The 22,169-nt window shown below is 41.3% G+C and carries 22 protein-coding genes and 1 tRNA gene; 14 read left to right on the top strand and 9 right to left on the bottom strand.

Annotated features, from left to right (window positions below; all coding sequences use genetic code 11):
- Positions 1-172 precede the first annotated feature (172 nt).
- From Q0L00_RS08125 to Q0L00_RS08115, 3 genes are read left to right on the top strand one after another with little or no spacing between them, the layout of a single operon-like run.
- Positions 173-832 (top strand): PASTA domain-containing protein, encoded by a 660-nt coding sequence (locus tag Q0L00_RS08125; protein WP_363318526.1) that lies wholly within the window; start codon positions 173-175, stop codon positions 830-832.
- A 3-nt stretch (positions 833-835) separates the two neighbouring features.
- Positions 836-2,650, top strand: coding sequence for a T9SS type A sorting domain-containing protein (locus tag Q0L00_RS08120; RefSeq protein WP_297336377.1), 1,815 nt, complete (start codon positions 836-838; stop codon positions 2,648-2,650).
- Between the two features lie 2 nt (positions 2,651-2,652).
- On the top strand, positions 2,653-2,949 hold the full coding sequence (locus tag Q0L00_RS08115; RefSeq protein WP_297336376.1) for a rhodanese-like domain-containing protein: 297 nt from the start codon (positions 2,653-2,655) through the stop codon (positions 2,947-2,949).
- Positions 2,950-3,010: 61 nt separating this feature from the next.
- Here the strand turns inward: Q0L00_RS08115 and Q0L00_RS08110 are convergent, their stop codons facing one another.
- Entirely contained in the window at positions 3,011-4,123 is a 1,113-nt protein-coding gene (locus Q0L00_RS08110; protein ID WP_297336375.1) for a site-2 protease family protein, read from the bottom strand.
- Positions 4,116-4,745, bottom strand: a complete 630-nt coding sequence (locus Q0L00_RS08105) for an HAD family phosphatase (RefSeq protein ID WP_297336374.1) — start codon at positions 4,743-4,745, stop codon at positions 4,116-4,118. The genes Q0L00_RS08110 and Q0L00_RS08105 overlap by 8 nt, the downstream gene beginning before the upstream one ends.
- A 197-nt stretch (positions 4,746-4,942) precedes the next feature.
- Between Q0L00_RS08105 and Q0L00_RS08100 the strand changes: the two genes are divergently transcribed.
- From Q0L00_RS08100 to Q0L00_RS08090, 3 genes are all read left to right on the top strand, one after another.
- Positions 4,943-5,016 (top strand) — tRNA-Ile (locus tag Q0L00_RS08100).
- A gap of 275 nt (positions 5,017-5,291) precedes the next feature.
- A complete protein-coding gene (locus Q0L00_RS08095; protein WP_297336373.1) occupies positions 5,292-6,218 on the top strand; it encodes an EamA family transporter in 927 nt (308 codons plus the stop codon).
- Positions 6,219-6,314: 96 nt separating this feature from the next.
- Entirely contained in the window at positions 6,315-7,193 is an 879-nt protein-coding gene (locus Q0L00_RS08090; RefSeq protein ID WP_297336372.1) for a cation diffusion facilitator family transporter, read from the top strand.
- Here Q0L00_RS08090 and Q0L00_RS08085 read toward each other — a convergent pair.
- Entirely contained in the window at positions 7,179-7,763 is a 585-nt protein-coding gene (locus Q0L00_RS08085) for a uracil-DNA glycosylase family protein (RefSeq protein WP_297336371.1), read from the bottom strand. The two genes, Q0L00_RS08090 and Q0L00_RS08085, sit on opposite strands and share 15 nt — an antisense overlap.
- Before the next feature lie 296 nt (positions 7,764-8,059).
- On the opposite strand from Q0L00_RS08085, the gene Q0L00_RS08080 reads away from it, so the two are divergent.
- On the top strand, positions 8,060-8,209 hold the full coding sequence (locus Q0L00_RS08080) for a hypothetical protein (protein ID WP_297336370.1): 150 nt from the start codon (positions 8,060-8,062) through the stop codon (positions 8,207-8,209).
- Positions 8,210-8,700: 491 nt separating this feature from the next.
- Positions 8,701-9,291, top strand: coding sequence for a DUF4136 domain-containing protein (locus tag Q0L00_RS08075; protein WP_297336369.1), 591 nt, complete (start codon positions 8,701-8,703; stop codon positions 9,289-9,291).
- Between the two features lie 8 nt (positions 9,292-9,299).
- Here the strand turns inward: Q0L00_RS08075 and arfB are convergent, their stop codons facing one another.
- The gene (arfB, locus tag Q0L00_RS08070; RefSeq protein ID WP_297336368.1) at positions 9,300-9,725 is read right to left on the bottom strand and encodes an alternative ribosome rescue aminoacyl-tRNA hydrolase ArfB; all 426 of its coding nucleotides are present in this window, start codon (positions 9,723-9,725) and stop codon (positions 9,300-9,302) included.
- Between the two features lie 156 nt (positions 9,726-9,881).
- On the opposite strand from arfB, the gene Q0L00_RS08065 reads away from it, so the two are divergent.
- Positions 9,882-10,910 carry a TIM barrel protein gene (locus Q0L00_RS08065; RefSeq protein WP_297336367.1) on the top strand — a complete coding sequence of 343 codons (1,029 nt, stop codon included), beginning with the start codon at positions 9,882-9,884 and terminating at the stop codon, positions 10,908-10,910.
- A gap of 107 nt (positions 10,911-11,017) precedes the next feature.
- On the opposite strand, the gene Q0L00_RS08060 is transcribed toward Q0L00_RS08065, so the two are convergent.
- Positions 11,018-12,265, bottom strand: a complete 1,248-nt coding sequence (locus Q0L00_RS08060) for an NAD(P)/FAD-dependent oxidoreductase (protein WP_297336366.1) — start codon at positions 12,263-12,265, stop codon at positions 11,018-11,020.
- 300 nt (positions 12,266-12,565) lie between these two features.
- On the opposite strand from Q0L00_RS08060, the gene Q0L00_RS08055 reads away from it, so the two are divergent.
- The 3 genes from Q0L00_RS08055 (at position 12,566) to Q0L00_RS08045 (ending at position 14,976) form a co-directional block, all read left to right on the top strand.
- Positions 12,566-13,783: a serine hydrolase gene (locus Q0L00_RS08055; RefSeq protein ID WP_297336365.1), complete on the top strand. Its 1,218-nt coding sequence runs from the start codon at positions 12,566-12,568 to the stop codon at positions 13,781-13,783.
- Positions 13,784-14,059: 276 nt separating this feature from the next.
- The gene (locus tag Q0L00_RS08050) at positions 14,060-14,653 is read left to right on the top strand and encodes a DJ-1/PfpI family protein (RefSeq protein WP_297336364.1); all 594 of its coding nucleotides are present in this window, start codon (positions 14,060-14,062) and stop codon (positions 14,651-14,653) included.
- Positions 14,650-14,976: an antibiotic biosynthesis monooxygenase gene (locus Q0L00_RS08045; protein ID WP_297336363.1), complete on the top strand. Its 327-nt coding sequence runs from the start codon at positions 14,650-14,652 to the stop codon at positions 14,974-14,976. The genes Q0L00_RS08050 and Q0L00_RS08045 overlap by 4 nt, the downstream gene beginning before the upstream one ends.
- Here the strand turns inward: Q0L00_RS08045 and Q0L00_RS08040 are convergent.
- On the bottom strand, positions 14,973-15,470 hold the full coding sequence (locus Q0L00_RS08040) for a hypothetical protein (protein ID WP_297336362.1): 498 nt from the start codon (positions 15,468-15,470) through the stop codon (positions 14,973-14,975). The two genes, Q0L00_RS08045 and Q0L00_RS08040, sit on opposite strands and share 4 nt — an antisense overlap.
- A 192-nt stretch (positions 15,471-15,662) precedes the next feature.
- Positions 15,663-16,229, bottom strand: coding sequence for a hypothetical protein (locus tag Q0L00_RS08035; RefSeq protein WP_297336361.1), 567 nt, complete (start codon positions 16,227-16,229; stop codon positions 15,663-15,665).
- A 143-nt stretch (positions 16,230-16,372) separates the two neighbouring features.
- Between Q0L00_RS08035 and Q0L00_RS08030 the strand changes: the two genes are divergently transcribed.
- A complete protein-coding gene (locus Q0L00_RS08030) occupies positions 16,373-16,960 on the top strand; it encodes a hypothetical protein (RefSeq protein ID WP_297336360.1) in 588 nt (195 codons plus the stop codon).
- A 5-nt stretch (positions 16,961-16,965) separates the two neighbouring features.
- Positions 16,966-18,036, top strand: a complete 1,071-nt coding sequence (locus Q0L00_RS08025) for an alpha/beta fold hydrolase (RefSeq protein WP_297336359.1) — start codon at positions 16,966-16,968, stop codon at positions 18,034-18,036.
- 129 nt (positions 18,037-18,165) lie between these two features.
- On the opposite strand, the gene Q0L00_RS08020 is transcribed toward Q0L00_RS08025, so the two are convergent.
- Positions 18,166-20,070, bottom strand: a complete 1,905-nt coding sequence (locus tag Q0L00_RS08020) for a sialate O-acetylesterase (protein ID WP_297336358.1) — start codon at positions 20,068-20,070, stop codon at positions 18,166-18,168.
- 340 nt (positions 20,071-20,410) lie between these two features.
- The gene (locus Q0L00_RS08015) at positions 20,411-22,156 is read right to left on the bottom strand and encodes a glycoside hydrolase family 9 protein (protein WP_297336357.1); all 1,746 of its coding nucleotides are present in this window, start codon (positions 22,154-22,156) and stop codon (positions 20,411-20,413) included.
- Between the last annotated feature and the right edge of the window lie 13 nt (positions 22,157-22,169).

Below are 22,169 nucleotides of genomic sequence, written 5' to 3'. Positions count from 1 at the left end.
AATGATTTAATTTTCCCGTTTGGGGACTTCCGATTTCCGATTATCTTTACTTATTGTATTTATATTCATGAGCCCACTAAATTACTCCTTGAAAAAAATTCTCATCAATCTTTCGATTATCATTTTATTTTCTTTGTTGTTGGGATTTTTGTTTTTGAAAATATACCTGCCGATGTATACAAACCACGGCGAAACTGTCTCTGTACCTAATCTTGAAGGATATACATTTGAGCAAAGTATAGAAATCCTAGAAACCAATGGGTTGAATTTTGAAGTTTCACCAGACTCAGCATTTAGTACGGATGAAGAGCCACTTGCAGTTCTCAAACAAATCCCACCGCCAGAAGAACAAGTCAAATATGGCCGAAAAATCTATCTTACCCTAAATGCTCGGAATGCTCCCCTGATCAAAATGCCAAACCTGGTCAATCTCCAACTCAAAAATGCACAGGAAATACTGGCAAATATTGGATTACAAAGAGGGGAACTAGTCTATGTACCCGATATTGCCATTAATGCCGTTTTGGAACAAAAATATAGAGGGGTAACGGTAGCAGAGGGTTTTGAAGTACCAAAAGGAGCTAAAATAGATCTAGTCGTAGGCGATGGACTGGGGAATCAAATTCTAAGTGTTCCTGATTTTGTGGGAATGGAAGAAGAAGAAGCTGAGTTTTTGATCCTGGGCTCAGGATTGCGAATCGGTCAAAAATATTATGAACAAAATGACACTATTCCTGCCGGATACGTTTTTAGGCAAAACCCAAAAGATAGATCCCAGGTAAAAACCGGAGAATTGGTGGATTTGTGGATCTCTAAAAATTCAGATAACTAAACGTTGAACAAAACGCTTTTCCATATTGGCGCTTTTCTTTTATTCCTAACCGGAACCCAAGCGGCCATTGCCCAATTTGTAGAATTTAAAGCTATACCCCAAAACAAATACAAGCATCAAACCCTTGAACCGGGCAATCTGAGAATTAAAAATCAAAATCTTTTTCCTTTTTGGGATGATTTCAGCCTAGGTCTGGATACCACCGCATGGGATTTTGAAGGGGTTCAGTTTTCGGAAACCATGGGAAATAATGCTCCTTCCCTGGGAGTCATTGCTCTGGATGGAAGCGATGAAAACGGAACTCCCTACTCGAGAGAAGTTCGGGACCAAGGAATCGCAGACGTGCTCACCTCCGGAATCTTTGACTTGTCAAATTTTGAGGAGAATCAAGCAGAACTAAGTTTCTTTTGGCAAGCTGGAGGCAAAGCAGAACTTCCAGACTCAAACGATCGATTGATTTTACAGTTTTTGGATCCCGATAGCCTTTGGACTACCGTTTGGTCGGTGAATGGTGGAAGTGAACAAGATGCAAATCAGTTTACCAGTGAAAAAATCAACATCGAATCCAATTTTCTACACGAGAATTTCCAGTTTCGCTTTTTTAACGAAGCAAGGCTTTCCGGACCATTCGATACCTGGCTGATTGATTACATCCTATTGGCCCCAGAATCTGGATCAGCCGAGTTTTCAGTTTCTGATCGATCCTTGACCCAACCTAATGACTTTTTGATTGGGCCCTACGGAGCTGTTCCCTTTTTCATGGTAGCCTCCTATTCTGCTGAGAATCTCCCTTTAGTCAGCAATGAATTCAATAACCTAGAAAATCGCTTCCGGGCGATGGAATATTCCATATTTTTTGGTCAAAAGCAAAATCTAATTCCGATCAATCAAAACACTCCTTTTAACCCTGTACCCAATGCAAGGGAAAGACGGTCATTTTCCAGTCAGGAATTGGGAGAAATTCCCTCCCTAGAACAAGAAGGTGAAGTGGAAATTTTATCGTATTTGACAACCGGAGATCGGGAATTTTTTACCCGAGATGGAACAGACACCACTTTTTATTCACAGATTGATTTCAGAATCAACGACACGGTGAGAAGCTTTTTTCCCCTTCGTGATTACCTAGCATATGACACAGGAAGGCCGGATTATGCAGCCGGAATTAATCAACGCTCAGGTGAACTAGTGTTGCGGTATAGGATCGAAACTCAGGCTTATATTTCTGGAATTTCAATAAAATTCACCAATACCAACCAATCCAATCTTCCCATAGATATTTTGATCTATCAGGACTTGGAATCAGCCCCCCTCTATCGGAAAGAAGAGTTGATCCCCAACCTTTCTAGTTCAGATTCACTTTCTTATTTCCCGCTTGATACGGCCATCGGCGTAAATGGGGAATTTTACGTTGGATTCGCCCAATTTACCAATGAGTTCATTCACATTGGATTGGACAAAAGTAACGATCAAAGACAGGAGATCTTTTACAATATCAGTGGAGCTTGGGCTCAAAATGAGGAGGTTCCAGGGGCCCTGATGATCCGACCTCATTTGAGTCCGGATTCCCCCTTTGAAGATGCAGAAAACCCAGATTCGGAGGTCTCTACCTATCCCAATCCTGTCACCAACCGATTAACGGTGGAAGCCGAAATTCTTTACACCAAAATTTATGATTCTTTGGGTCGTGAAATTTTAGCTCCGCGTGAGGAAACATCATCTGGAGAAATCATTAATTTTACAGGACAGAAATCGGGAATTTATGTATTGCATATCATGACCCCGACTGGTTTGAAAACAAAAAGAATTTTGGTAAACTAATTATGGAAGATATCACTGTAAACGAGCTGAAAGAGCGGCTTGAAAAAAAAGATAAATTCGTTTTTTTAGACGTTCGAGAAGAATGGGAATACGACGATGATAACCTAGGAGCTAAAAATATTCCGCTAGGCGATTTACCCCATCAGTTGGACGAACTAGAACAGCATAAAAATGATGAAATTATCATCCACTGCCGAAGTGGTGCACGAAGTGGAAATGCCAAGAAATTTTTGGAATCAAAAGGATTCTCCAAAGTTAGAAATGTACTCGGTGGGATCATGGCCTACCGTGATCTTTGATTCCTGATTAAGTAATTATTTAAGTTAAATTAAATTGAGCGAGTCTGATGACTCGCTTTTTTTATTCAAAAATGAATGGTCTTGGCGAAAAACAGAGGGCAAAAATTAAGATTGCCAACCAACCAATCACTTTTCGCTTGGTATCCAGTTCCCGAAATCCACTCACCTCAGGATGCCTCACTCCCATTACTCTTCCCAATAAAAACCCATATAACAACCATCCTTGGTAGCCTTCCCATCCGGGCTTAAAAAAGGCAATTCCATATTGGATTGCGGCCATGGAAAGAATAATCGTCAGCCTGGTTTGTAAATCCAAACCGGACCGCTGATAGCAAAAAAACAAAAAGACAAGGTAAAAAGGTATCCAGATGATCAGCTCTTCGAATGGCATGTAGGGACTAATCATACCTAATCCCGCATAGCCTAAAAAAAGAGTAAATACCACTAATGAAATCTCACTGTGCCGCTTTGGAAACAGTCCAAAAACAACATGCCCTCCATCCAATTGACCGATGGGTAATAAGTTAAGCGCGGTAAAAAACAAGGCCAAATACCCCGCAAATAAATAGGGGTAATGAATCACCTCTGACATCTCAGGGATTCGCTCTGGATTAGCCAGCAAATCCCCCATCAACGAAAATAGCAAGTTGTTTCCCAGCCTGAAATTCAAGGTTTCCTCCGTATTTACTTCAAAATTAGGATCGGCATATTCCGGGTGAATTTCGTAAATGTATTCAGCCGGAGGCAGAGTCAAAAAACCATAAGCCAACACCATGATCGCGACAACAAAACCCGCAAGAGGTCCTGCCACACCAATGTCAAAAAACTTAATTCGGGAATTGACAAAGCTTTTCATTCGAATCACCGCCCCAAAAGTTCCGATAGAAGGAGCTCCACCCAAAAAGCCCAACCAACCCGGAATAAACAAGGGAAGTGAACACTTGACTTTATGATAAAAAGAGGTGAACAAGTGCCCCAACTCATGCACCAACAGGATTCCAATGAAGGGGACCGAATAGGCAGTGGACTTAAGGAAAAATTCCCAGGTAAGCGCATGCTCGCCTTCTCCATATACGGATTTTAAATATACCCACTCACTTCCAGCTAAGGTAGTGGTGAGGAGTGTCAGGATAAAAAACAGCCCATGAATGAGGTATTCTTTTGGCTTATACATCCTTAAAAAAATCAAAAATTACTTCTGGTCCATGGACATGAACAGCATGAATTCCAAGGGCTGAAGCTCCTTGAACATTTGCCTGCAAATCATCGAAGAAAACAACCCGGTCCGATGAGGTGCCCAGATCGGTTAACATTTTCTCATAAATTTCTGGTTGTGGTTTAGCCAATCCCATTTCATGACTAAAAAACACCCAGTCAAAGACCGGATCAAAGTTTTTCAACCCGTGATCCCGCTCCAAAATATCATTTACGGCATGAATGTGAATCAAATTTGTATTACTAAGCACACCTACTTGATAGTACTGCCGAAGCTTCTTGATCAACTCTAATCGAGGGGCTGGGATTTTTCCCAAAAGATTATTCCAAAGTTCATCGACCTTATCGTCTGTCCAGTTTTGCTCGAAATATTCTCTTACTGCTTGGCGAAAAGTCATCGAATCAATCCAGCCCCGTTCATAATCTAAATGAAAGGGAGTTTGATACAATTGATCCACTTTATCATGATGAGACTCTGGCAATTCGTTCTTAATCAAGCGAATGGCCTTTTGGTAATCGATGTCGATGATGACATTGCCTAAATCAAAGATTAAAAAATCTGCATCCGGTGTTTTTTTCATTGAAAACATGGGTTGTGAATATCAGGTCAAATATGTAACATTGCAGTCCCAAAACCAAGATATGAATCAAATAGCTCATCAAATCTCTTCAATTTAATTGAAAGAAGACGAGTTAAAAAATTCAAAATAAACTACTTTCTTTGTCTCTTATTGGATCAGATCGGGAGCTTGCCAGTAGGATAAACTTCAGTTAATTTGGGCCTATAGCTCAGTTGGTTAGAGCTTCTGACTCATAATCAGGAGGTCGCTGGTTCGAGCCCAGCTGGGCCCACTAAAACCCTGTTTACAGCTTGTAAATGGGGTTTTTTTATGTTTCGGTAGCAGAATTGGTAGCAAAATGGCAAAAAAAATATCCCCGACGTGAGCCGGGGTCTCAATCAAACCTCAAACTGATCCAGATTATTTGCTCAAAATTCAAAAGTGGATAGGGTTTTAGAGAAGCGTGAGGGTCTTGTTTATTGGTAGATTATTTGGAGAAGTCCATCCCATTTTTCTTTCCCTCCAAATCCAAAATCAAGTACTTTTCCTTTTATTTGCGGATAGAAAATGAACAAGAGAAAGACTCCCCTATCCCAGCAAAACAAAGGATTTATTTTAGCCTTGTTGGCGGCTATTTTTTGGGGAGTGGCAGGAAACTGTGCCCAATTCCTTTTTGAGGAGAAACAATTTGATCCAGCTTGGTTGGTTACCTGGAGATTGCTGCTCGCTGGATTTATTCTCTTATTGATTGATGCCAAAAATCACGGTTTAAAGGTCTTCAACATCTGGAAAAATAAACAGGACGCTTGGTCAATTCTAATTTTTGGAATACTGGGGATGCTGGCAGTCCAATACACTTATTTTTACTCCATTCAGCTTTCCAATGCAGCCACCGCAACGGTAATCCAATATCTGGGACCTGTATTTATTGTCGCTTTTTTTGCCCTTAAGCATAGAAAGTGGCCACTTGCTATCGAGTTTTTATCCTTGAGTTTAGCTCTTGGCGGGACTTTTCTTTTAGTCACCCACGGAACAATCGATACTCTTGTCATTTCAAAAAAGGCAATCCTCTGGGGGCTCTTATCGGCACTGACTTTTGCTTTTTACAGCATTTATCCAGTGGAATTATTGAGCAGGCACTCTTCTGTACGAGTAACTGGATGGGCCATGTTTCTGGGAGGTTTGGTTTTTTCCATTGAATCCGAACCTTGGAACCTTCAAGGACAGTGGGATTTAGAAACAGGGGCTGCATTTTCTTTCATTATTATTTTTGGAAGTATCCTCTCCTTTTTATTTTTCATGAAAGCTATCCCATTGATTGGTTCACAAACTGCCTCCCTGGTTTGTAGTGTGGAACCATTATCTGCAGCCTTTATGGCGGTCATTTGGCTTGGCGTAAGTTTTACGGGATTGGATTGGCTTGGTACATTCATGATCTTGGGAACGGTTGCTCTGCTTACTCTGGCCACAAAAACCAAAAAACTCTCGATTTAAGTCTATCGGTTTTCAGAAGAAGGCGCTGATTTCTTACCTTTCCATGAAAAGTGTTAATTCGCTCACCAGATCATTTTTCCAAAAATAAAAGCGCTGATGTCCAATCATCATCATTCGAGTGGAAACCTAAAACTTGCCTTTTTCCTAAATTTAGGATTTACGGTAATCGAATTCGTCGGAGGGGTCTGGGTTAATTCAGTAGCGATTCTTTCCGATGCCATTCATGATTTGGGGGATAGTGTTTCCCTGGGATTAGCTTGGTATTTAAACCATAAATCCCATCAAAGGGCCAATAAAATTTACACCTTCGGTTATGGTCGATTTTCACTTTTAGGAGCATTGATTAATGCTCAAATTCTGATCATCGGATCATTTTTTGTTTTATCCGAAGCGATAGAACGACTCGTTAACCCCGAACCTAGCCATGCAACTGGGATGATTCTTTTTGCCTTATTCGGCGTCTTGATCAATGGCTTTGCAGCATGGAAAGTTAGCCATGGAAAAAGCCAAAATGAAAAGGTTATCAGCTGGCATCTTTTTGAAGATGTTTTGGGCTGGGCTGTAGTGTTGATCGGAGCGATCATCTTATATTTTCATTACGTTGCTTGGTTGGACCCTGCCCTTTCGATCGCCATCACGCTTTTTATTCTTTGGAATGTCTTCAAAAGTCTCAAAGAAACCATGCTGATTTTTTTCCAAGGTACCCCTTCGGGAATTTCACTTGAACAAATCGAAAAAAGAGTCTCGATTCACCCAAAAGTAAAATCACTTCATCACTTCCATGTTTGGTCATTAGATGGCTCAAACCATGTGTTTACCGCACATATTTGCCTACAGGATATTTCGGATTTAAACGAACTCAGGTTGACCAAAGAATCCATTCAACAACTAATCAACGAGTATCCATTTAGTCACTATACGATTGAGTGGGAACTTCCGGGGGAAAACTGCCTGATGCAATCAATTAGTGATTAATTGAAGAACTTTTTCTCGTAAAACTGGAATTACCTCTGACTCAAACCAATCATTATTTCTCATCCAAAGCCGATTTCTTGGAGAGGGATGAACAAGGGGGAAAAAGTCAGGCAAATAATTTTCAAAGCAGCGAACCGTCTCGGTCAAATTCCGCTTTCGTTTCCTCCCCAAATAATAGCGCTGAGCATGATCGCCGATAAGAAGTGTCAGTTTCACTTTTGGCATGGATTTGATCAATTTGGAATGCCAAAGTGGCGCACATTCTGGCCTGGGTGGGAGATCCCCTCCTTTTCCCCTACCCGGATAACAAAAACCCATGGGCATTATCCCAAAAATCTTCCGGTCATAAAACGTATCTGGATCCACATCCAGCCATCGCCTAAGTTCCTCTCCACTCCGATCATTCCAGGGAATCCCTGTTTCATGAACTCGAGTACCAGGGGCTTGACCGATCAGTAGGATTCGACTTTCACCAGAAACAGCTACAACTGGCCTTGGCCCCAAGGGCAAAAATGGTTCGCATAATTTACAGTCCTTAACCGCTGCTAGTAAAGATTGACCCTCTTCCATGATTAAAATTAGGGTTTTGATCCAATTTCCATTGTTTTACACGTAAAGCAAAATCCTAAGTTAAAAGGGCCTGGATTGAGAAGCGTCAAATTCTGCTATATTCCCTAATTTTCCCTTTTGGGCCTTTGCCCAATCCAACCCGGATTTAGGTGCTTGGTACAGGTAATTTGGCAATTACCGCTTTCAAAATTCCCCCTGGGCGATTCATGGAGAAGCTCAGTATCGCAACCATGCTCATATCGGAGATTTAGAACAGGTACTGCTTCGGACAGGATGGTAATATAACCTTCAAAGTGGTGCAGCAAATTTTGCTAGCCGGATATGGATCCATCACCATCCAAACGCCGAGAGAAGTCAACAACGGATTTCATGAGAGCAGAATCTATCAGGAAGTACTATTTCGGCATAAAATAGGTTGGGCAGTCTGGATGCACCGCTATCGATAGGAACAGCGCTGGGAGGAAAACAGTCTTTTCCAAACCAACATCGTTAGGCAGTTTTTGTAAATAGGCCACTCAATCAAAAAGAACTAAACGAAGCAGGAAGCTGGTACCTTCAAGTATATGATAAGCTTTTTGTCAATGGAGAAAAGTGGGAGGATGAAGTTGAGTTTTTCGAGCAAAACAGATTATAAACAGGACGGGAATACCGATTTAATCCCAAATTAGCTCTCCAAGCAGGTCTACTTGACCAATCCTCCAAATAGAGCAGTAAACTTCAATTACAATTTTCTCTTTTTCAACAACTTTACTCCAAAAAATAGCTTCGGAGATTATTCGGTAAAAATTTTAATTTGATGATCTAATCAGGGTAGATTATTCGTATATTTTGGTGAAAAAGATGAGAAAATCCTGTCAGTCAATGTTTTGAAAAACAAAGCAAAGCCTTGACTGGTTAGAAAAAAGAATCTATACTGCATCAACCAAACTATCGAGTTATGAAAAGTTCAATCATGACAATTTTTATCGTCGCCATCTTTACGACCGCTTGCTTTACTCAAAAAGATTACATCGCAGAATACGATTACAATTATCAAGGCTCATTCAAACGGTATAAAACGTTCGCATTTGTTCAACCTTCAGATTCAGACACCACCATTTTGGCACCGGTATTAACAGCCACAATTGGGGCTAGATTGGGTTCTCAGGGGTTTCGAGAGAAGAATGAAGAGCCCGATATGTTAGTGAGCTATAAAATTTTTACTGATTCGGTTAAATACAGAGGTTATGTTCAGCCTGAATTTGACTATTGGTTAAAGCGACGGGGAGTGGAAATCATTCAGGCCGAGAATGAAGAAACCAAGGATAAGGAGCTTGAAAAGGATGAAACTTACAATCAGGTAAAATACCGGGAAAATAACGGGATGCTGGTGATTTATGTGATCGATTCCAAAAGGGGATCCACGATCTGGCAGGGATACACCGCAGCTCATTTTGATTTTAAATCGCCCAGCTTTCAGTCTGATATCACCCGGGCTGCCTACCGGGTGATGAATGAATTCAAAGTGGTTAACCGGTTTATGGAATAGGAAAGCACTCAGAATCCAAACCTACCTCGATTAGACTTTTTCTCTGATTGAGCTTTTTTTTCCTTGAGCCTTTTTTCAATAGCTGATTTGCTAGGTTTAGTTGCCTTTCGAATTTTTCTCTTCTTAAATGCGGTCCGGATTTCCTCATAAAATTTTTTGATCACAACCTCCTTGTTTTGAATTTGGGAGCGTTTCTCCTGACTCTGCAGATTTAATACACCGTTTTGGTCAATCCGGTTTTTCAATTTCTCCAAAAGAATCGCCTTTTCAGCATCGCTCAGAATCCCAGAGTTTTTAATGTCAAAAAACAATTGAACCTTAGTTTCTACTTTATTGACATGCTGGCCTCCAGCTCCCCCACTTCTGGCCGTCTGAAAGCTCAATTCCTTTAAAAATTCTCCTCCTGCTATTCGTCTCTCAAGACTACTCATCATTTTTTACTTTAAATCACAAACACTTTTTAGCTAAAAACCCTTCCTTTTTCCCTGCCTTTGGAAAAATTTTTTACCAAACTGATCAATCATCCAAACTTTTAAGTAAGAAATCGCTAATTTGTTTAACTGAAACAATAGACCTATCCCTATTCCAGCATGAAAAACAGAAGAGAATTCCTCATCAAATCAACCTTGGGCGCCACCGCCTTGGCTCTTGCCCCCACTTGGCTTCAAGGAGCACCTAGTCTCATCAAAACTCTCAACAAACCTAACTCACTTATCAATGGAGTCCAAATAGGCTGCATCACTTATTCCTTTCGAAGTCTTCCCGACCAAAGTGCGGAAGCTACCCTAAATTACGTCAAAGAGTGTGGAATTTCTGCTATTGAGCTGATGGGAGATCCCGCGGAAAGTTTTGCGGGAATACCCGCCTCACCGATTAATCGTACGCGGATGTGGCAACTGGGAGGAAAGTCCCGCCGCGGTGAAACGCTCAGCGCAGAGGAAAAGCTAGAACTTGCCGAACTTCAGAAGGAAGCCCATGCTTATGCACAAGTTGTTGCCGAGTGGAGGGCCAAAGCGGATATGAAACCTTTTGAAAAAATCCGAAAAATGTACGCAGATCAAGGCGTCAAAATATATGCATTTAAACCGGCAGCGTTCGGTCAACATAACAGTGATGCTGAAATCAGTTATGGCATGCGTGCAGCTAAAGCTTTAGGAGCTACCCACGTGACATTGGAGCATCCCGCAGATGATGCACATACACTTAGACTAGGTAAACTCGGAGAAAAACATAAAATGAGCGTCGCCTACCATGGACATGAACAGCAGACCTTTGACTTTTGGGACACTGCATTGACTCAAAGTAAGCGGAATGCATTGAATTTGGATATGGGACATTACATAGCCGCAGGTCATTCGGATCTGATTCCCCTGATCGAAAAACAACAAAAAAACATTCTCAGCATGCATACCAAGGACCGACAAACTCCGGAAAACGGAAAAGGAAATGTCGTATGGGGGAATGGAGATACGCCAATTGGAGAGATCCTTCAACTGATGCAAAAAAATAACTATACTTTTCCAGCTACGATCGAACTCGAATATAACCTCCCGGAAAATTCCGATCCCATCCAAGAAGTCCAAAAATGTCTGGAGTTTTGTAGAAAAAGTTTAGTTTAAAATCTATTTGCCAGATAACTTAACCAAAGCGGTATCTAAGTTTTGATACCGCCTTTTTTTTGCTACTAAGAACAAGATTTAGATCTATTATCTTCTTTATCAACCCATCAATGGGTGGGCATAAAGGAATGAGTCACCGCTTCGGCAGCAGTCCGCCCAGAAGTCATGGCTGCATTAATAGAACCATTAAGTAAGTAATCCCCTGCCAAAAATACATGATCGGTGATTTTACATTCAGTAAACGGAACCTGATACTTCAGGTCATCCAAATGAGGAAGGGCATAGTCAATCCAATATCCTTTAAGGTATTTAAAATAATCGGCTTTGATCCCTGAAATCTCAAATAACTCATGTTGAACAGCTTTAACTAATTCCTTTTCATCCAAATCTGAATCCAAAATTGAAACCGAAAGCAACGATCGATCTTTTGGTGCATAAGCAGCAGAAACGTCATCCATAAATACCAAATTATTGATCAACTTCTCCCCTTTGACCAAGCCAATCATCGGGCGGGCAAGGAAAGATTTTTGAAGTGAAAAATAAAGATTGATTACTTTGCGAGGCATCGCAAACTGCCCCTGAAGTTGCTTCATTACCCGGTCAGGCTGCACGGCTACGATGATCCGGTCTGCAAGTAAAACTTCACCATTTTCCAAGTGAATGGAATTTCCCTGTATTTCTTTTACCGGAGTTTGAAAAAATAGTTGAGTTTGGCCCAGTTGCTTTCGAAGCATTTTGGGGATTTCTTCCATTCCGTTTTCTGGAATGGCTGCTTGACCAATCGCAAACATTTTGAATACAAATTCAAACATCCTGCTACTGGTATTGAGATGTTTCTCTAAGAAAATCCCCCGAAAAAAAGGTTTAAAGAAATTCTCAATGATCGCCTGCGAAAACCCGTATTCTTTGAGATATTGGAGGGTGGGTAATGAGGGACTGTTGAATATTTCCTCATTGGTTTTCTTTTTCAACTCTTGAGTCAGGCTAAACATTTTTACCTTATCCAGAAAACTGCCCACTTTAGAAAATGCCATACCCACGATATTCAAGGGATTACGCATGGGGTCAGAAATCAAATAGGATTCCTTTCCTTCAAAAATCACGGCTCCCGGATCAAATGTTTTAAGTCTCAAAAGCTGAAAATCCAAATACCGCTTCGCTTCCGGATAGGCCGTATTGAGTACCTGAAAACCATGATCCAGTAAAAAGCCATCTTGCCTATCGGTTTTCATTCTTCCCCCCACTCGATCAGATGCCTCTAATATAACGGGAGAAAACCCTGCTTTTTCAAGCTCAAGAGCAGCAATCAATCCAGAAATTCCTGCTCCTACAATGTAAATTTTTTCCTCTTTCATAAAACTGTTTGCTGGGTAAGACAAAGAAATCTTTCAAAGCCCTTAGATTTGAACAGACTTTACAGTACCAACCGTCAAAGCTTGAAAGGGTTTGACGGAAAACTACAAAAAAAAACTACTCCTTAGTTCAATATTAGCAATCCCCCGTTTAAATTAAGCTAAAATCTGTCAGGAAATCTCATCCAACTCAAATTCCATAAATTCAGTTCAGAGTTAACTCCAAGGTGGCTTACCTATCAATTCAGAAATTAAATCAAAAGTATATCATAACCCTTTTAAGCCAATAAAAATCAGGTACTAATGAATAAAATCGTCTCCTTAGTAATTGCCAGTCTTCTATCCACAGTCAGTTGGGGCCAAAGCTATTTCCCCGAAAAAGGAAATTGGGAGAGAAAAAGCCCCTCAGAATTGGGACTAAAATCTGAAAAAATTAAGGAAGCCATTGCTTTTGGTCAAACCACAGAAAGCTCTCAAAACCCCAATTTGAAAATTGCTCACTATGAATCCTCTTTTGGTCGGGAACCGTTTGGATATCCGATTGGACCCATGAAAACTCGCGGTCCCGCTACGGGATTGATTATTTACAAAGGATATGTAGTCGGACAATGGGGTGATCCAGCAGCGGTCGATCTTACCTTTTCGGTAGCAAAAAGTTTCCTTTCCACCACAGCCGGTCTTGCAGTCAAAGAAGGGTTGATTAAATCGGAAAACGACTTAGTTTATCCCTACATGGCTCCCATTTACCCCTATGAACCCTTTATCAGGTCCATGAACAAATCTGATCATTTAATGGATGATGATGTTTTTGATTTATTTGATACTGAACACAATCGAAAAATCACTTGGGATCATCTCTTACGTCAAACATCGGATTGGGAAGGTACACTTTGGGGCAAACCCGATTGGGGAGATCGCCCTTCCGAAGGAGTAGCACAGAAGCGTGCCCGGCCTCAAAATGAACCCGGTTCGGTTTATGAATATAATGACACCCGAGTAAATGTCCTGGCCTTGGCCTTGCTAAATGTCTGGCGAAAACCGCTTCCAAAAGTATTGAAAGAAAAAATCATGGACCCCATTGGAGCAAGTGATACCTGGAGATGGACCGGGTATGAAAACTCCTTTGTTATTTTGGATGGGGAAATCGTCCAATCTGTTTCTGGCGGTTCTCATTGGGGTGGCGGCATGATGCTTTCAGCATGGGATCAAGCGCGATTTGGGTATTTGACGCTCCACAATGGAAATTGGAAAGGAAACCAACTGATTCCCAAAGAGTGGATGGACAAATCCCGAACACCCACTCCGGCCAATCCAGGATATGGATTTATGAATTACTTTCTCAATTATGAGGAGGAGCAGGTTCCAGGCGCACCAAAATCAGCATTCGTCCATATCGGTGCCGGCACCAACATGATCTATGTAGACCAAGAAAATGATTTGGTGATTGTTGCACGATGGATTCCAAACAATCAAAAAGCCAAGCTAGTACAGCTCGTTTTGGAAAGTCTTCCCTATGAATAAAAAAGCCCGGCGTATAACCGGGCTTTCGGTGATGTAAGCAACCCTCTAATCTCCTCCTTAAATTTCTTGGCTAGCCGGGAAAGGAATTAATCAACCATAAAAACCCTAAAACTAAACTTAACCTTAACCTTTTAATCCAGCCCTTTCGCACGACTAGCCAAATCTTATTTCGAATAGAAGTATTTAACAACTAGTATTTAAAACAAAATTACGCAGATAATCTTTATTCTGATATTTTGTATTGAATTTATTGATTTAAGTCAAATCCTTCCACTTATGAAAAACCTCGGCATTTACATTTTCGATCAAGTCGAACCGCTGGATTTTGTCGGTCCTTTTGAAGTTTTCACCACTTTTACGGACTTATTCCCCGCAGAAAACCTCCGAGTCTTCACTTTTTCTGAATCCATCTTACCTATTCAGACCATCGGAAATTTAAAAGTGATTCCTTCACGGAGTTTTAATGAACTCCCTGTAATCGATTATTTGGTACTCCCTGGTGGAAACGGGACCAAACTAGTCATTGAAAATCAAGCGACCCTTGAACAGTTAGGCCAATTAATTGAAAAGGCAAAATGGACGATGTCCGTTTGCTCTGGAGCTAGAATTCCGGCCAAATTAGGGTTACTGGATAACAAACCATACTGTACACATCATGAGGTTTATCCAGATTTGGCCAATTTGATCAAAAATGGAATTCCTTTAACCGAAAAACGATTCACCGAATCAGGTATTTCACTTTTCAGCTCGGCAGGTGTGTCTGCCGGTATTGATTTAGCCTTACATTTAATTGGAAAAACATGGAGTCTAAAGCAGGCACAGGCTGTGGCTGAATACATGGAATACACTAAATTTGAGAAAAAAACATGATCGCTCAGACACCAGCCCCCCCTTATTATGCGGTGATCTTCACCAATGTCCTATCAGAACCCAGCAAGGCATACCAAGAGATGGCCAAACTGATGGAAAATCTCGTTAAGGACCAGGATGGATATTTAGGACATGAAAGCGCCCGGGATGGACTAGGAATTACCGTCAGCTATTGGCGCGATGTTGAAGCAATAAACCAATGGAAACATCAATCCGAGCATCTTCTGGCCCAAAAACTAGGAAGAGAGCAATGGTACCAATCCTTTAAAACCAGAATCTGCCGAGTGGAGCGGGAATACGGATTTGGGTCTGAGAATACCTAAAATGCGTAGCCTATGCTTATTCCTCCGTAAAAAGGGAAAAAGCCAAAACCTCCAAAAATCGGGGTCACATTGGCTCGAAATAAAAATCCCCCCTGGGTAGGTTCATTACGGTACCCAAAGGTCATCGTCCCTAAAAAATAGGTATCCAAAGGCTCCCCATCTCCCACGGCAAAGTCAGTATTACCTCCTCCAAAAATTAAGGTGCTTCCCATGCCCATTTCAAAAAATTTACCTTCCTGACCCAAGAGGTAATTAAGTCCCACAGGAACGGTCCCTACCGAAGATCCGCCTAGAGATAAAAAAGACGCCCCAGCCTTAAAACCCAAGCCATCCAAACGCTTTTCAAATCGCTGATCGTAATTTAACGAGTAGGTCAAACCGTTTCCAAAAAGCTCCAAATAAAACGCTTTTCCTTGGATTCTGGGCTCTGTATCTTGAGCTTGAAGTGTGGGGAAACTTAGAAATAGTATTGTGAAAAAAATAAAATTTTTCATCTGTTTATAATTTGTTTCTCAGAGGTCATATGGAATCTTCGCATTGAATATAACCATCCCTCTGTGTGCGGCTTTAGTCATGCTCGATTTCATCTGTTTATAATTTGCTTTTTAGCGGTCATATGGAATCTCGCAATTCTAATCATCCCCGTGTGTGACGAGTACGTCATGCTCGATTTCATGGAATTGAATTTAAAATGCATACCCAAATCCGACCCCAGCAAATAAAGGCCAAAATCCATTGTTATTAAAAAGCGGATTGATATTCACTTTCCAAGTAAAGCCACCATCCACAGGGACCTTACGATAGCCAAAATTCAACATCCCCATCACACTCGGTGAGCCATCTACATCCAGAATGAAATTAAACGGGTATGGTTCATAGGTGGTACATATATACTGTCCAGAGTTCTGATCATAATAGCCAGAAAGACAATATTGATTCTGATCCTCGTTGAAGGCAAAAAAGGTCATCCCCACCCCAAATTCAAAATAATGAGGGCCCTTGCCATAAAACTTATTTGCCATAATGGGCAAGGAGAAAAAGGACTCCCCTTCTGAGACAGTATATCCGCCAGCCCCTATTCGCATGCCCCAGGAATTCATATTATTGGAATCAAATCTAAAATCATAATTAAAGCTGTATGGCATCCCTGGACCACCGACTTCGAGAAAAACTGATCTTGAGGGGGATTCCACTTGAGCCAATATTTGAAGGCTAGTAAAGCAAAAAAACGCGGCTAGTAAAAATTTTTTCATAAACTATTTTTGTTAGTTAATACGTGAATAAAAGTTAAAACGATACGTTTTTTAGTAGATTTCTTAATTTATTTTAACGAAGAAAAGAGGGGGTGGAAAAACTATTCGAGAATCCGTACATTTAATCCAGAAAGGCAGAAAAAATGCTTCGGAAAATTCAGCTTACCTGTTTGATTAGCATTTCCTATTTGGGAATCATGGTAACGGCTGCTTGTGTACAAGAGCAGCTTCCTGATTTGTATGCCGAATGCCCTGACCCGATCAAGGCGAATTTAATTGATGCAAAAATTCACCATGGCCCTTATACCAATAACAAGTATGCTTTGCCAGAAGACACTGTGGCACTAAAAGACTATTTTATCGTATTGGAATGGGTTCCAGAACAATTGACCAAAGCAGATAGCCCGATATTTCAGCTCCCTTGGCATTCCTTTGCACTCTCCTGTCTTCCCCAATACAATTTTAAAAACATTTCGAACATCGCCGTAATTCTTGCCGCTCCTTTTAATGGGCTGCCGATCGGTTCGGACATATCCTATCTCTTAGAAACCCATCAAAAAGAACGCCTGGCGGAATTTAGGGATTTTGATGGTCTGGACCCGTTTTTAGGCTTATATCTAAAAACTATTCCAGAAAACTATTCCCAATTAAAAACGCGTACTTTTATATTTCTCAAAGACGGCACGTCTATTCAGCTAGAAAGTAGTAGCCCTATCCTTCAAACCAACTAATATTTATGCTTAGAAAAATATTCTTAGTCATTTTTGCTTTGGCAATAGTCTTAGCCCTCGCTTATCTAGTGGGCCCAAAGGTTAAAAAACAAGAATTGACCATAAATTATCCAGAGGTCCCTACCCGTATTTCGGAGCTTGAAGCCTATATCCAATCAAGGGAAGATAGTGTCATGGGATTGAAACCGGGAAATGAAGCATACATTGTCTGGGCTGATTCAACCAACAAGCGTAAAACCCCCTACTCGATTGTTTACATCCATGGCTTTGGGGCCAGCCCTATGGAGGGAGATCCGGTTCATCGCTTTTTAGCTGCCCACTTTGGAGCCAATTTATTTGTCACCCGGCTGCCTGAGCACGGAATCAAACGAGACAATGGACTGGAATATCTCAGTGCCCAAAAATTAGCCAATGCCGCAGGTGAGGCTTATCAAATCGGAAAAAGTCTCGGAGATGAGGTAATCGTGATAGGAACCTCCATGGGAGGGGCTTTAACTCTATTATTGGCTAGTCAGCAACCTGACATCAAAGCGACCGTACTTTATTCCCCCGCCATCCGCGAAAACGGAGAGCGACTCAGCGCATTGTTTCAACCTTGGATGAAATACCTGATGGAAAAAACAAGCATGGAAAATAAAGTCATTCATCAAAAGCGGGAAGGTGAAAAAGCGGCATATTGGTCTGAGGATTATCACATAAATGGCTATGAAAGTTTAGCGGTCTTGCTCTACAGTGAAATGAACGAAGAGACCTTCAAAAAAATAAAGCAACCGCTATTTTTGGGATATTATTATAAAAATGAGGAAGAACAGGACTTTGTGGTTTCGGTTCCCAGAATGCTTGAAATGTATCAACAAGTCAGTACTCCTGCCCATCTAAAGCAAGAGAAAGCTTTTCCCAATACTGGAGATCATGTCATCGCCAGTTCCATTACTTCAGAGGATTGGGAAGGGGTATTGTTTGAAACGATAAATTTCCTTGAAAAGATAGCCCAAGTCCCACCCAGACCAGAATATGAAGAAATGATTGAGGAGATGTTGGAAGGTAAAGAAGTCTTGGACCGCAATAAAAACTAATCTTTACCCTAAATTCAGGAAGACAACTGGGATACAGCTTATTCAAGGCGTCCTGAAATAGCCCTGGATCCGAAGTGTCATCCGGCATCCCGGTAACATTTGAGCCTTCTTGGCGTTTCCCAATAGGCTCTACCGGATTTTAAGTCGAAGTGGTACCGCTGGCAAACCTTCAGAATTATAGAGATTGACCTTAGGATTATCAGCCCATGCATACCGGAGTTCAACCGGATTAAAATCAGGATCTAAACTGATTTTGATTTCACCTTTACCCATGATTTTCCCGGTGTAAAGTCGCCATTGTTCTTGTTCGTTTTGAAGGGAAAAACCAAAAACATCTTCTCCATTGCTCAGCTCTAAGCCTTCTCCCACTGAAGTGTAATATAAATGCAATTCGGATCCGGATTTGCCAACGGAATCGATGATCGGGCCTTGGCTTACTAAGCTGTCCAAAAAAGAAACTTTCTTTGCCAATCGCCAAAGTCGATTTCCTACATCCCGTTTATTTCTTGGATGAATATCATTGGCTTCACCTAGGTCAATTGCCACAGCCATACCGGTATTAGGCAAAACCAATGCCTGCCGTTGAGCTTCTCTTAATGCGGCCCAATTACTTTCAGGCTGAAGTTCTTTCGGCTCCATAAAATTAGCTAACTGAACAAATAAGAATGGAAAGTCCTCTTGATCCCATGCCTGTCTCCAACTCTGTATCAAAGCTGTAAACAACTCCTTATATTCATCTGCTTTTCCGGTATTACTCTCCCCCTGATACCAAATGACTCCCCTGATGCCATACTGGATAAGGGGATGAATCATGGCATTGTACATCATACCAGGCTTCCAGTTGAGGCGATCAACCTTAGGGAGTTGAGGTTCGATCAGATCATTCGAATAGCTCCAGCTACCTTCCAAATTGATTTTTTTACCCTTTTGAGAAAAATACATGGCCCCAACTGAACCTACTCTAGGCTGATTATTCCAGGTATTAACCACTCGGATGCTTAGGGTATTTTGTCCTGAAAACAAAAGCCCCGGATCTACCTTCACTTCGGGCATACTTTCCCCCCAATCTTTGTGGTGAATTTGTACGCCATTGACATAGATAAAGGCCATTTGATCGATATCTGGAAGAAAAAGACTCAGCTCAGTTACTTGAGTGAGGTTAAAATCTTTCCGAATCCAAGCAATATGCTCCAGGGGGTTATTTTGAGGCAGTTGAATTTTTCGCCATTGGGAATCATTATAGCCCACTGATGAAACCTCGGCAGCTGTCAAGGAGTCGGGATGGTGTGCCAACAAATCCCGCATTTGCCGACGTTTTTCATTTGCCAGGTTTTCTCGCTCCCATTTTTCGGGCTGCTTCAAAATCTCTTGAGCTTCCTCAGAAAAGCTTTGATCTTCCATTCCTGCCAAAATCTGGGCAGGTGTCCACCCCTCTGCCGGCGTTCCTCCCCAATTGGATTCAATGATTCCAACAGGAACATCTTTTTCCAAGTGATTTTGCTTGGCAAAAAACCAGGCAATTGCAGAAAAATCGCCTATACTCATACTGTCAGCCTTTACCCATTCTCCTGCTGAAATGTCATTTTGCTTAACTGCAGAATAGGAATTAGGCACTTTAAAAAAACGGATCTGATCAAAATCGGCAGACTTAATTTCAGCCTCCGCCCCAATCACTCCAGATTTCATCTGCCATCCCATATTAGACTGTCCACCCGCCACCCATACATCCCCAAAATACACCTCTTCCACCACTTCCTTATTGATCGTTAATAGATGAGGTCCACCAGCAGGATTGGAAGGCAAAGTAACGGCCCAGGTGCTGTCATTTTCCACCTTGGAACTCGAGATTGAGCCTGCCACACTCACTCTCACGTTTTTTCCAGGCATGCCTTTACCCCAAATTTTAACCGGTTGATCACGCTGCAAAACCATCCCTTCGGAGATGAGACGGGGTAGGATTACTTCCGACTCAAATTTATTGGATTGGCAAGCTAGCAGCAAGTAGAATAAAGACCATTTCCAAGGAATTCTCATAGCTAGGATTTTTTGATACTGAAAATTGTCGAAAAAAAGTGAATTTACCCTATTGTTTTTCTTTGATTAATTATTCGAAGCATCAGAAACTTTGGCTAATCGAAATTTTGCATCCTAAGAATTCTTCTAACATTGTTTTTTTTTAAAATATCCCCCTTTCTCTGTTAAGATTAAAGATTAGGAAAGAGGGACCACTCCTACAAATCAAATTCAGATTTTAATTGCTATCCTTAAAATAAAGGAAGTCCCCTTACGGATTTAGTAAAATACCTTATTTTTTTGAAGTCTACCTCATCCTTGTCGGTTCAACCTACTTATTCTGCAATACAATGCCTTTCCTTCATTTTTCATTAAGGGCTTCTAAGGCATTAGTCAAATAGGCAAAAGGAGCATTCCAATTAATTGCTATTTCGTTTGACGCATAGCTACAATAGTCATCTACGTAGGATTCATCTGCTACATCTGAAGGGTAATCACAGTCATCCTGCTGACCAGGATTAGGGCCTCCCACCAGAAACCCAGGTATCGGAGGCAAATCAGGTCTTGCAGCTGCCAAACGATGATGGGGGTTCATTGGGGTTCTGCTGCCAAAACCGGTTACGAAAGAGTATCCAGTGGCATTTCTCCCCAAAAGATAATCTAGGTTATCTTGTGCATTGGTTTTAAATATCTCCTCTCCAGTCAACTGATACGCATAGAGTAGTAATATGCCTTGATTTGCAGCAACTGAATTACCTCCCCAGCCAAAATCACGCTCCTTGATCCCCATAGGCATTTTATATGCTACTTGATTTGCCATTTTCACTAACTCACGTGCCTCATCCAACAAGTTGATTTTCAAAACCGACAACCATTCTTCTGGTAAATGATTCAATTGGCCTGCATGTCTGATCAGCGAATAATACCCAAGCCAGGAGACAGTGGGCCAGGCAGGCAATTTGAAAGCTTGATCAGACTTTTTCAAAGCTTCCCAATACCTCAAATTGTGTGTGGTTATGTATAATTCTGAAGCTGCCCAAATCCACTCATCAGTTAAATTTTGATCTCCATAGGCGCCTGTAAACACTTCCGGTTTAAAGGTATTATTCAATTCATCTTGCTGATAATATTGATCTGGATTACGTTTTGCCCATGCCCATGCCTTTTCGGCAGCTTTGAGGTAAACTAAAGCATCCTCAGGAGTAAAGTCACGATAAACCCGTGAGGCCTGAGCCATCACTGCTGCAAAATCCAAGGCCGCAGCTGTACTTTTAAAAACCAAAAATCGCTGTGCCTTAGCTTCCTCAGGCATGACCATGCCTTCAAATTTCACTGTGGTCAATTTATGGTAAACTCCTCCATCCAATGGATCCTGCATAGCTAACATCCAATCCAAATTCCATTTGATTTCATCCAAAATATCAGGAAGAAGATTTGAGGATTCAGGTATTTTTAGATTTTGATTTTGGAAATAGGTAGGGAAATCTTCAAAGAGAGACAGCAATGTCCCCATGGTGATACCACTATTTACGATGTATTTATTATAATCTCCTGCATCATACCAGCCATAAGGAGCCGAAACAACAGTTCCTTCAGGTCTTTCTTGACTAGCGGCAGAGGCATGAACCTCCACCTGATCATCCGGATGACCGGCAGGCCTTGCCCAAATCCCCCCGTATGGTTCCGATATAGAAGTAGAGGCACGTTGAAAATAATAGGCCTTTAGGGAAGCAATTGCCAAATCCTGATTCACCTTTTTCTCAATTTTAAATTTATGGGATTTACCTTTTCCTGGAAGAATAACCTGAAATTCACCACTGGAAGTAAAATTTGAAAAATCAATTAGCCCAACAGATTTACCTGAAAGCGTCTTCTCCTTGACAAGAACCACCTCGCCTCTAAAAACCACCCTCTCGTTCAAATGATCCCATATCATAAAGTCACTTGAACCTTGCTCGTCAATCACTACAGCCCGTTTGGGTTGATCGGGATAAAATCCCCACTGATTGAGACGGATGGATTCTATAATCGGTAAATTTTGTTCAACTCTTGGGAATTGGCAGGTACTCAAACCTAGCAACCAAAGATAAAATAAAATGACTTTCATAATATTTAATAAT

The organism is Algoriphagus sp. (assembly GCF_024305035.1).
Lineage (GTDB): Bacteria > Bacteroidota > Bacteroidia > Cytophagales > Cyclobacteriaceae > Algoriphagus.
Note: the sequence above shows the minus strand (reverse complement) of the source record. Positions and strands in the feature narration are given on the sequence as shown.

Bases quoted from the DNA above. Each gene is read 5' to 3' on its own strand.
- Q0L00_RS08015 (WP_297336357.1), bottom strand. From the start codon at position 22,156: ATGAAAGTCATTTTATTTTATCTTTGGTTGCTAGGTTTGAGTACCTGC.
- Q0L00_RS08055 (WP_297336365.1), top strand. From the start codon at position 12,566: ATGAATAAAATCGTCTCCTTAGTAATTGCCAGTCTTCTATCCACAGTC.
- Q0L00_RS08075 (WP_297336369.1), top strand. From the start codon at position 8,701: ATGAAAAGTTCAATCATGACAATTTTTATCGTCGCCATCTTTACGACC.
- Q0L00_RS08050 (WP_297336364.1), top strand. From the start codon at position 14,060: ATGAAAAACCTCGGCATTTACATTTTCGATCAAGTCGAACCGCTGGAT.
- Q0L00_RS08020 (WP_297336358.1), bottom strand. From the start codon at position 20,070: ATGAGAATTCCTTGGAAATGGTCTTTATTCTACTTGCTGCTAGCTTGC.
- Q0L00_RS08110 (WP_297336375.1), bottom strand. From the start codon at position 4,123: ATGTATAAGCCAAAAGAATACCTCATTCATGGGCTGTTTTTTATCCTG.
- Q0L00_RS08105 (WP_297336374.1), bottom strand. From the start codon at position 4,745: ATGAAAAAAACACCGGATGCAGATTTTTTAATCTTTGATTTAGGCAAT.
- arfB (WP_297336368.1), bottom strand. From the start codon at position 9,725: ATGATGAGTAGTCTTGAGAGACGAATAGCAGGAGGAGAATTTTTAAAG.
- Q0L00_RS08025 (WP_297336359.1), top strand. From the start codon at position 16,966: ATGCTTAGAAAAATATTCTTAGTCATTTTTGCTTTGGCAATAGTCTTA.
- Q0L00_RS08115 (WP_297336376.1), top strand. From the start codon at position 2,653: ATGGAAGATATCACTGTAAACGAGCTGAAAGAGCGGCTTGAAAAAAAA.
- Q0L00_RS08065 (WP_297336367.1), top strand. From the start codon at position 9,882: ATGAAAAACAGAAGAGAATTCCTCATCAAATCAACCTTGGGCGCCACC.
- Q0L00_RS08040 (WP_297336362.1), bottom strand. From the start codon at position 15,470: ATGAAAAATTTTATTTTTTTCACAATACTATTTCTAAGTTTCCCCACA.
- Q0L00_RS08060 (WP_297336366.1), bottom strand. From the start codon at position 12,265: ATGAAAGAGGAAAAAATTTACATTGTAGGAGCAGGAATTTCTGGATTG.
- Q0L00_RS08090 (WP_297336372.1), top strand. From the start codon at position 6,315: ATGTCCAATCATCATCATTCGAGTGGAAACCTAAAACTTGCCTTTTTC.
- Q0L00_RS08085 (WP_297336371.1), bottom strand. From the start codon at position 7,763: ATGGAAGAGGGTCAATCTTTACTAGCAGCGGTTAAGGACTGTAAATTA.
- Q0L00_RS08035 (WP_297336361.1), bottom strand. From the start codon at position 16,229: ATGAAAAAATTTTTACTAGCCGCGTTTTTTTGCTTTACTAGCCTTCAA.
- Q0L00_RS08030 (WP_297336360.1), top strand. From the start codon at position 16,373: ATGCTTCGGAAAATTCAGCTTACCTGTTTGATTAGCATTTCCTATTTG.
- Q0L00_RS08045 (WP_297336363.1), top strand. From the start codon at position 14,650: ATGATCGCTCAGACACCAGCCCCCCCTTATTATGCGGTGATCTTCACC.
- Q0L00_RS08125 (WP_363318526.1), top strand. From the start codon at position 173: ATGTATACAAACCACGGCGAAACTGTCTCTGTACCTAATCTTGAAGGA.
- Q0L00_RS08095 (WP_297336373.1), top strand. From the start codon at position 5,292: ATGAACAAGAGAAAGACTCCCCTATCCCAGCAAAACAAAGGATTTATT.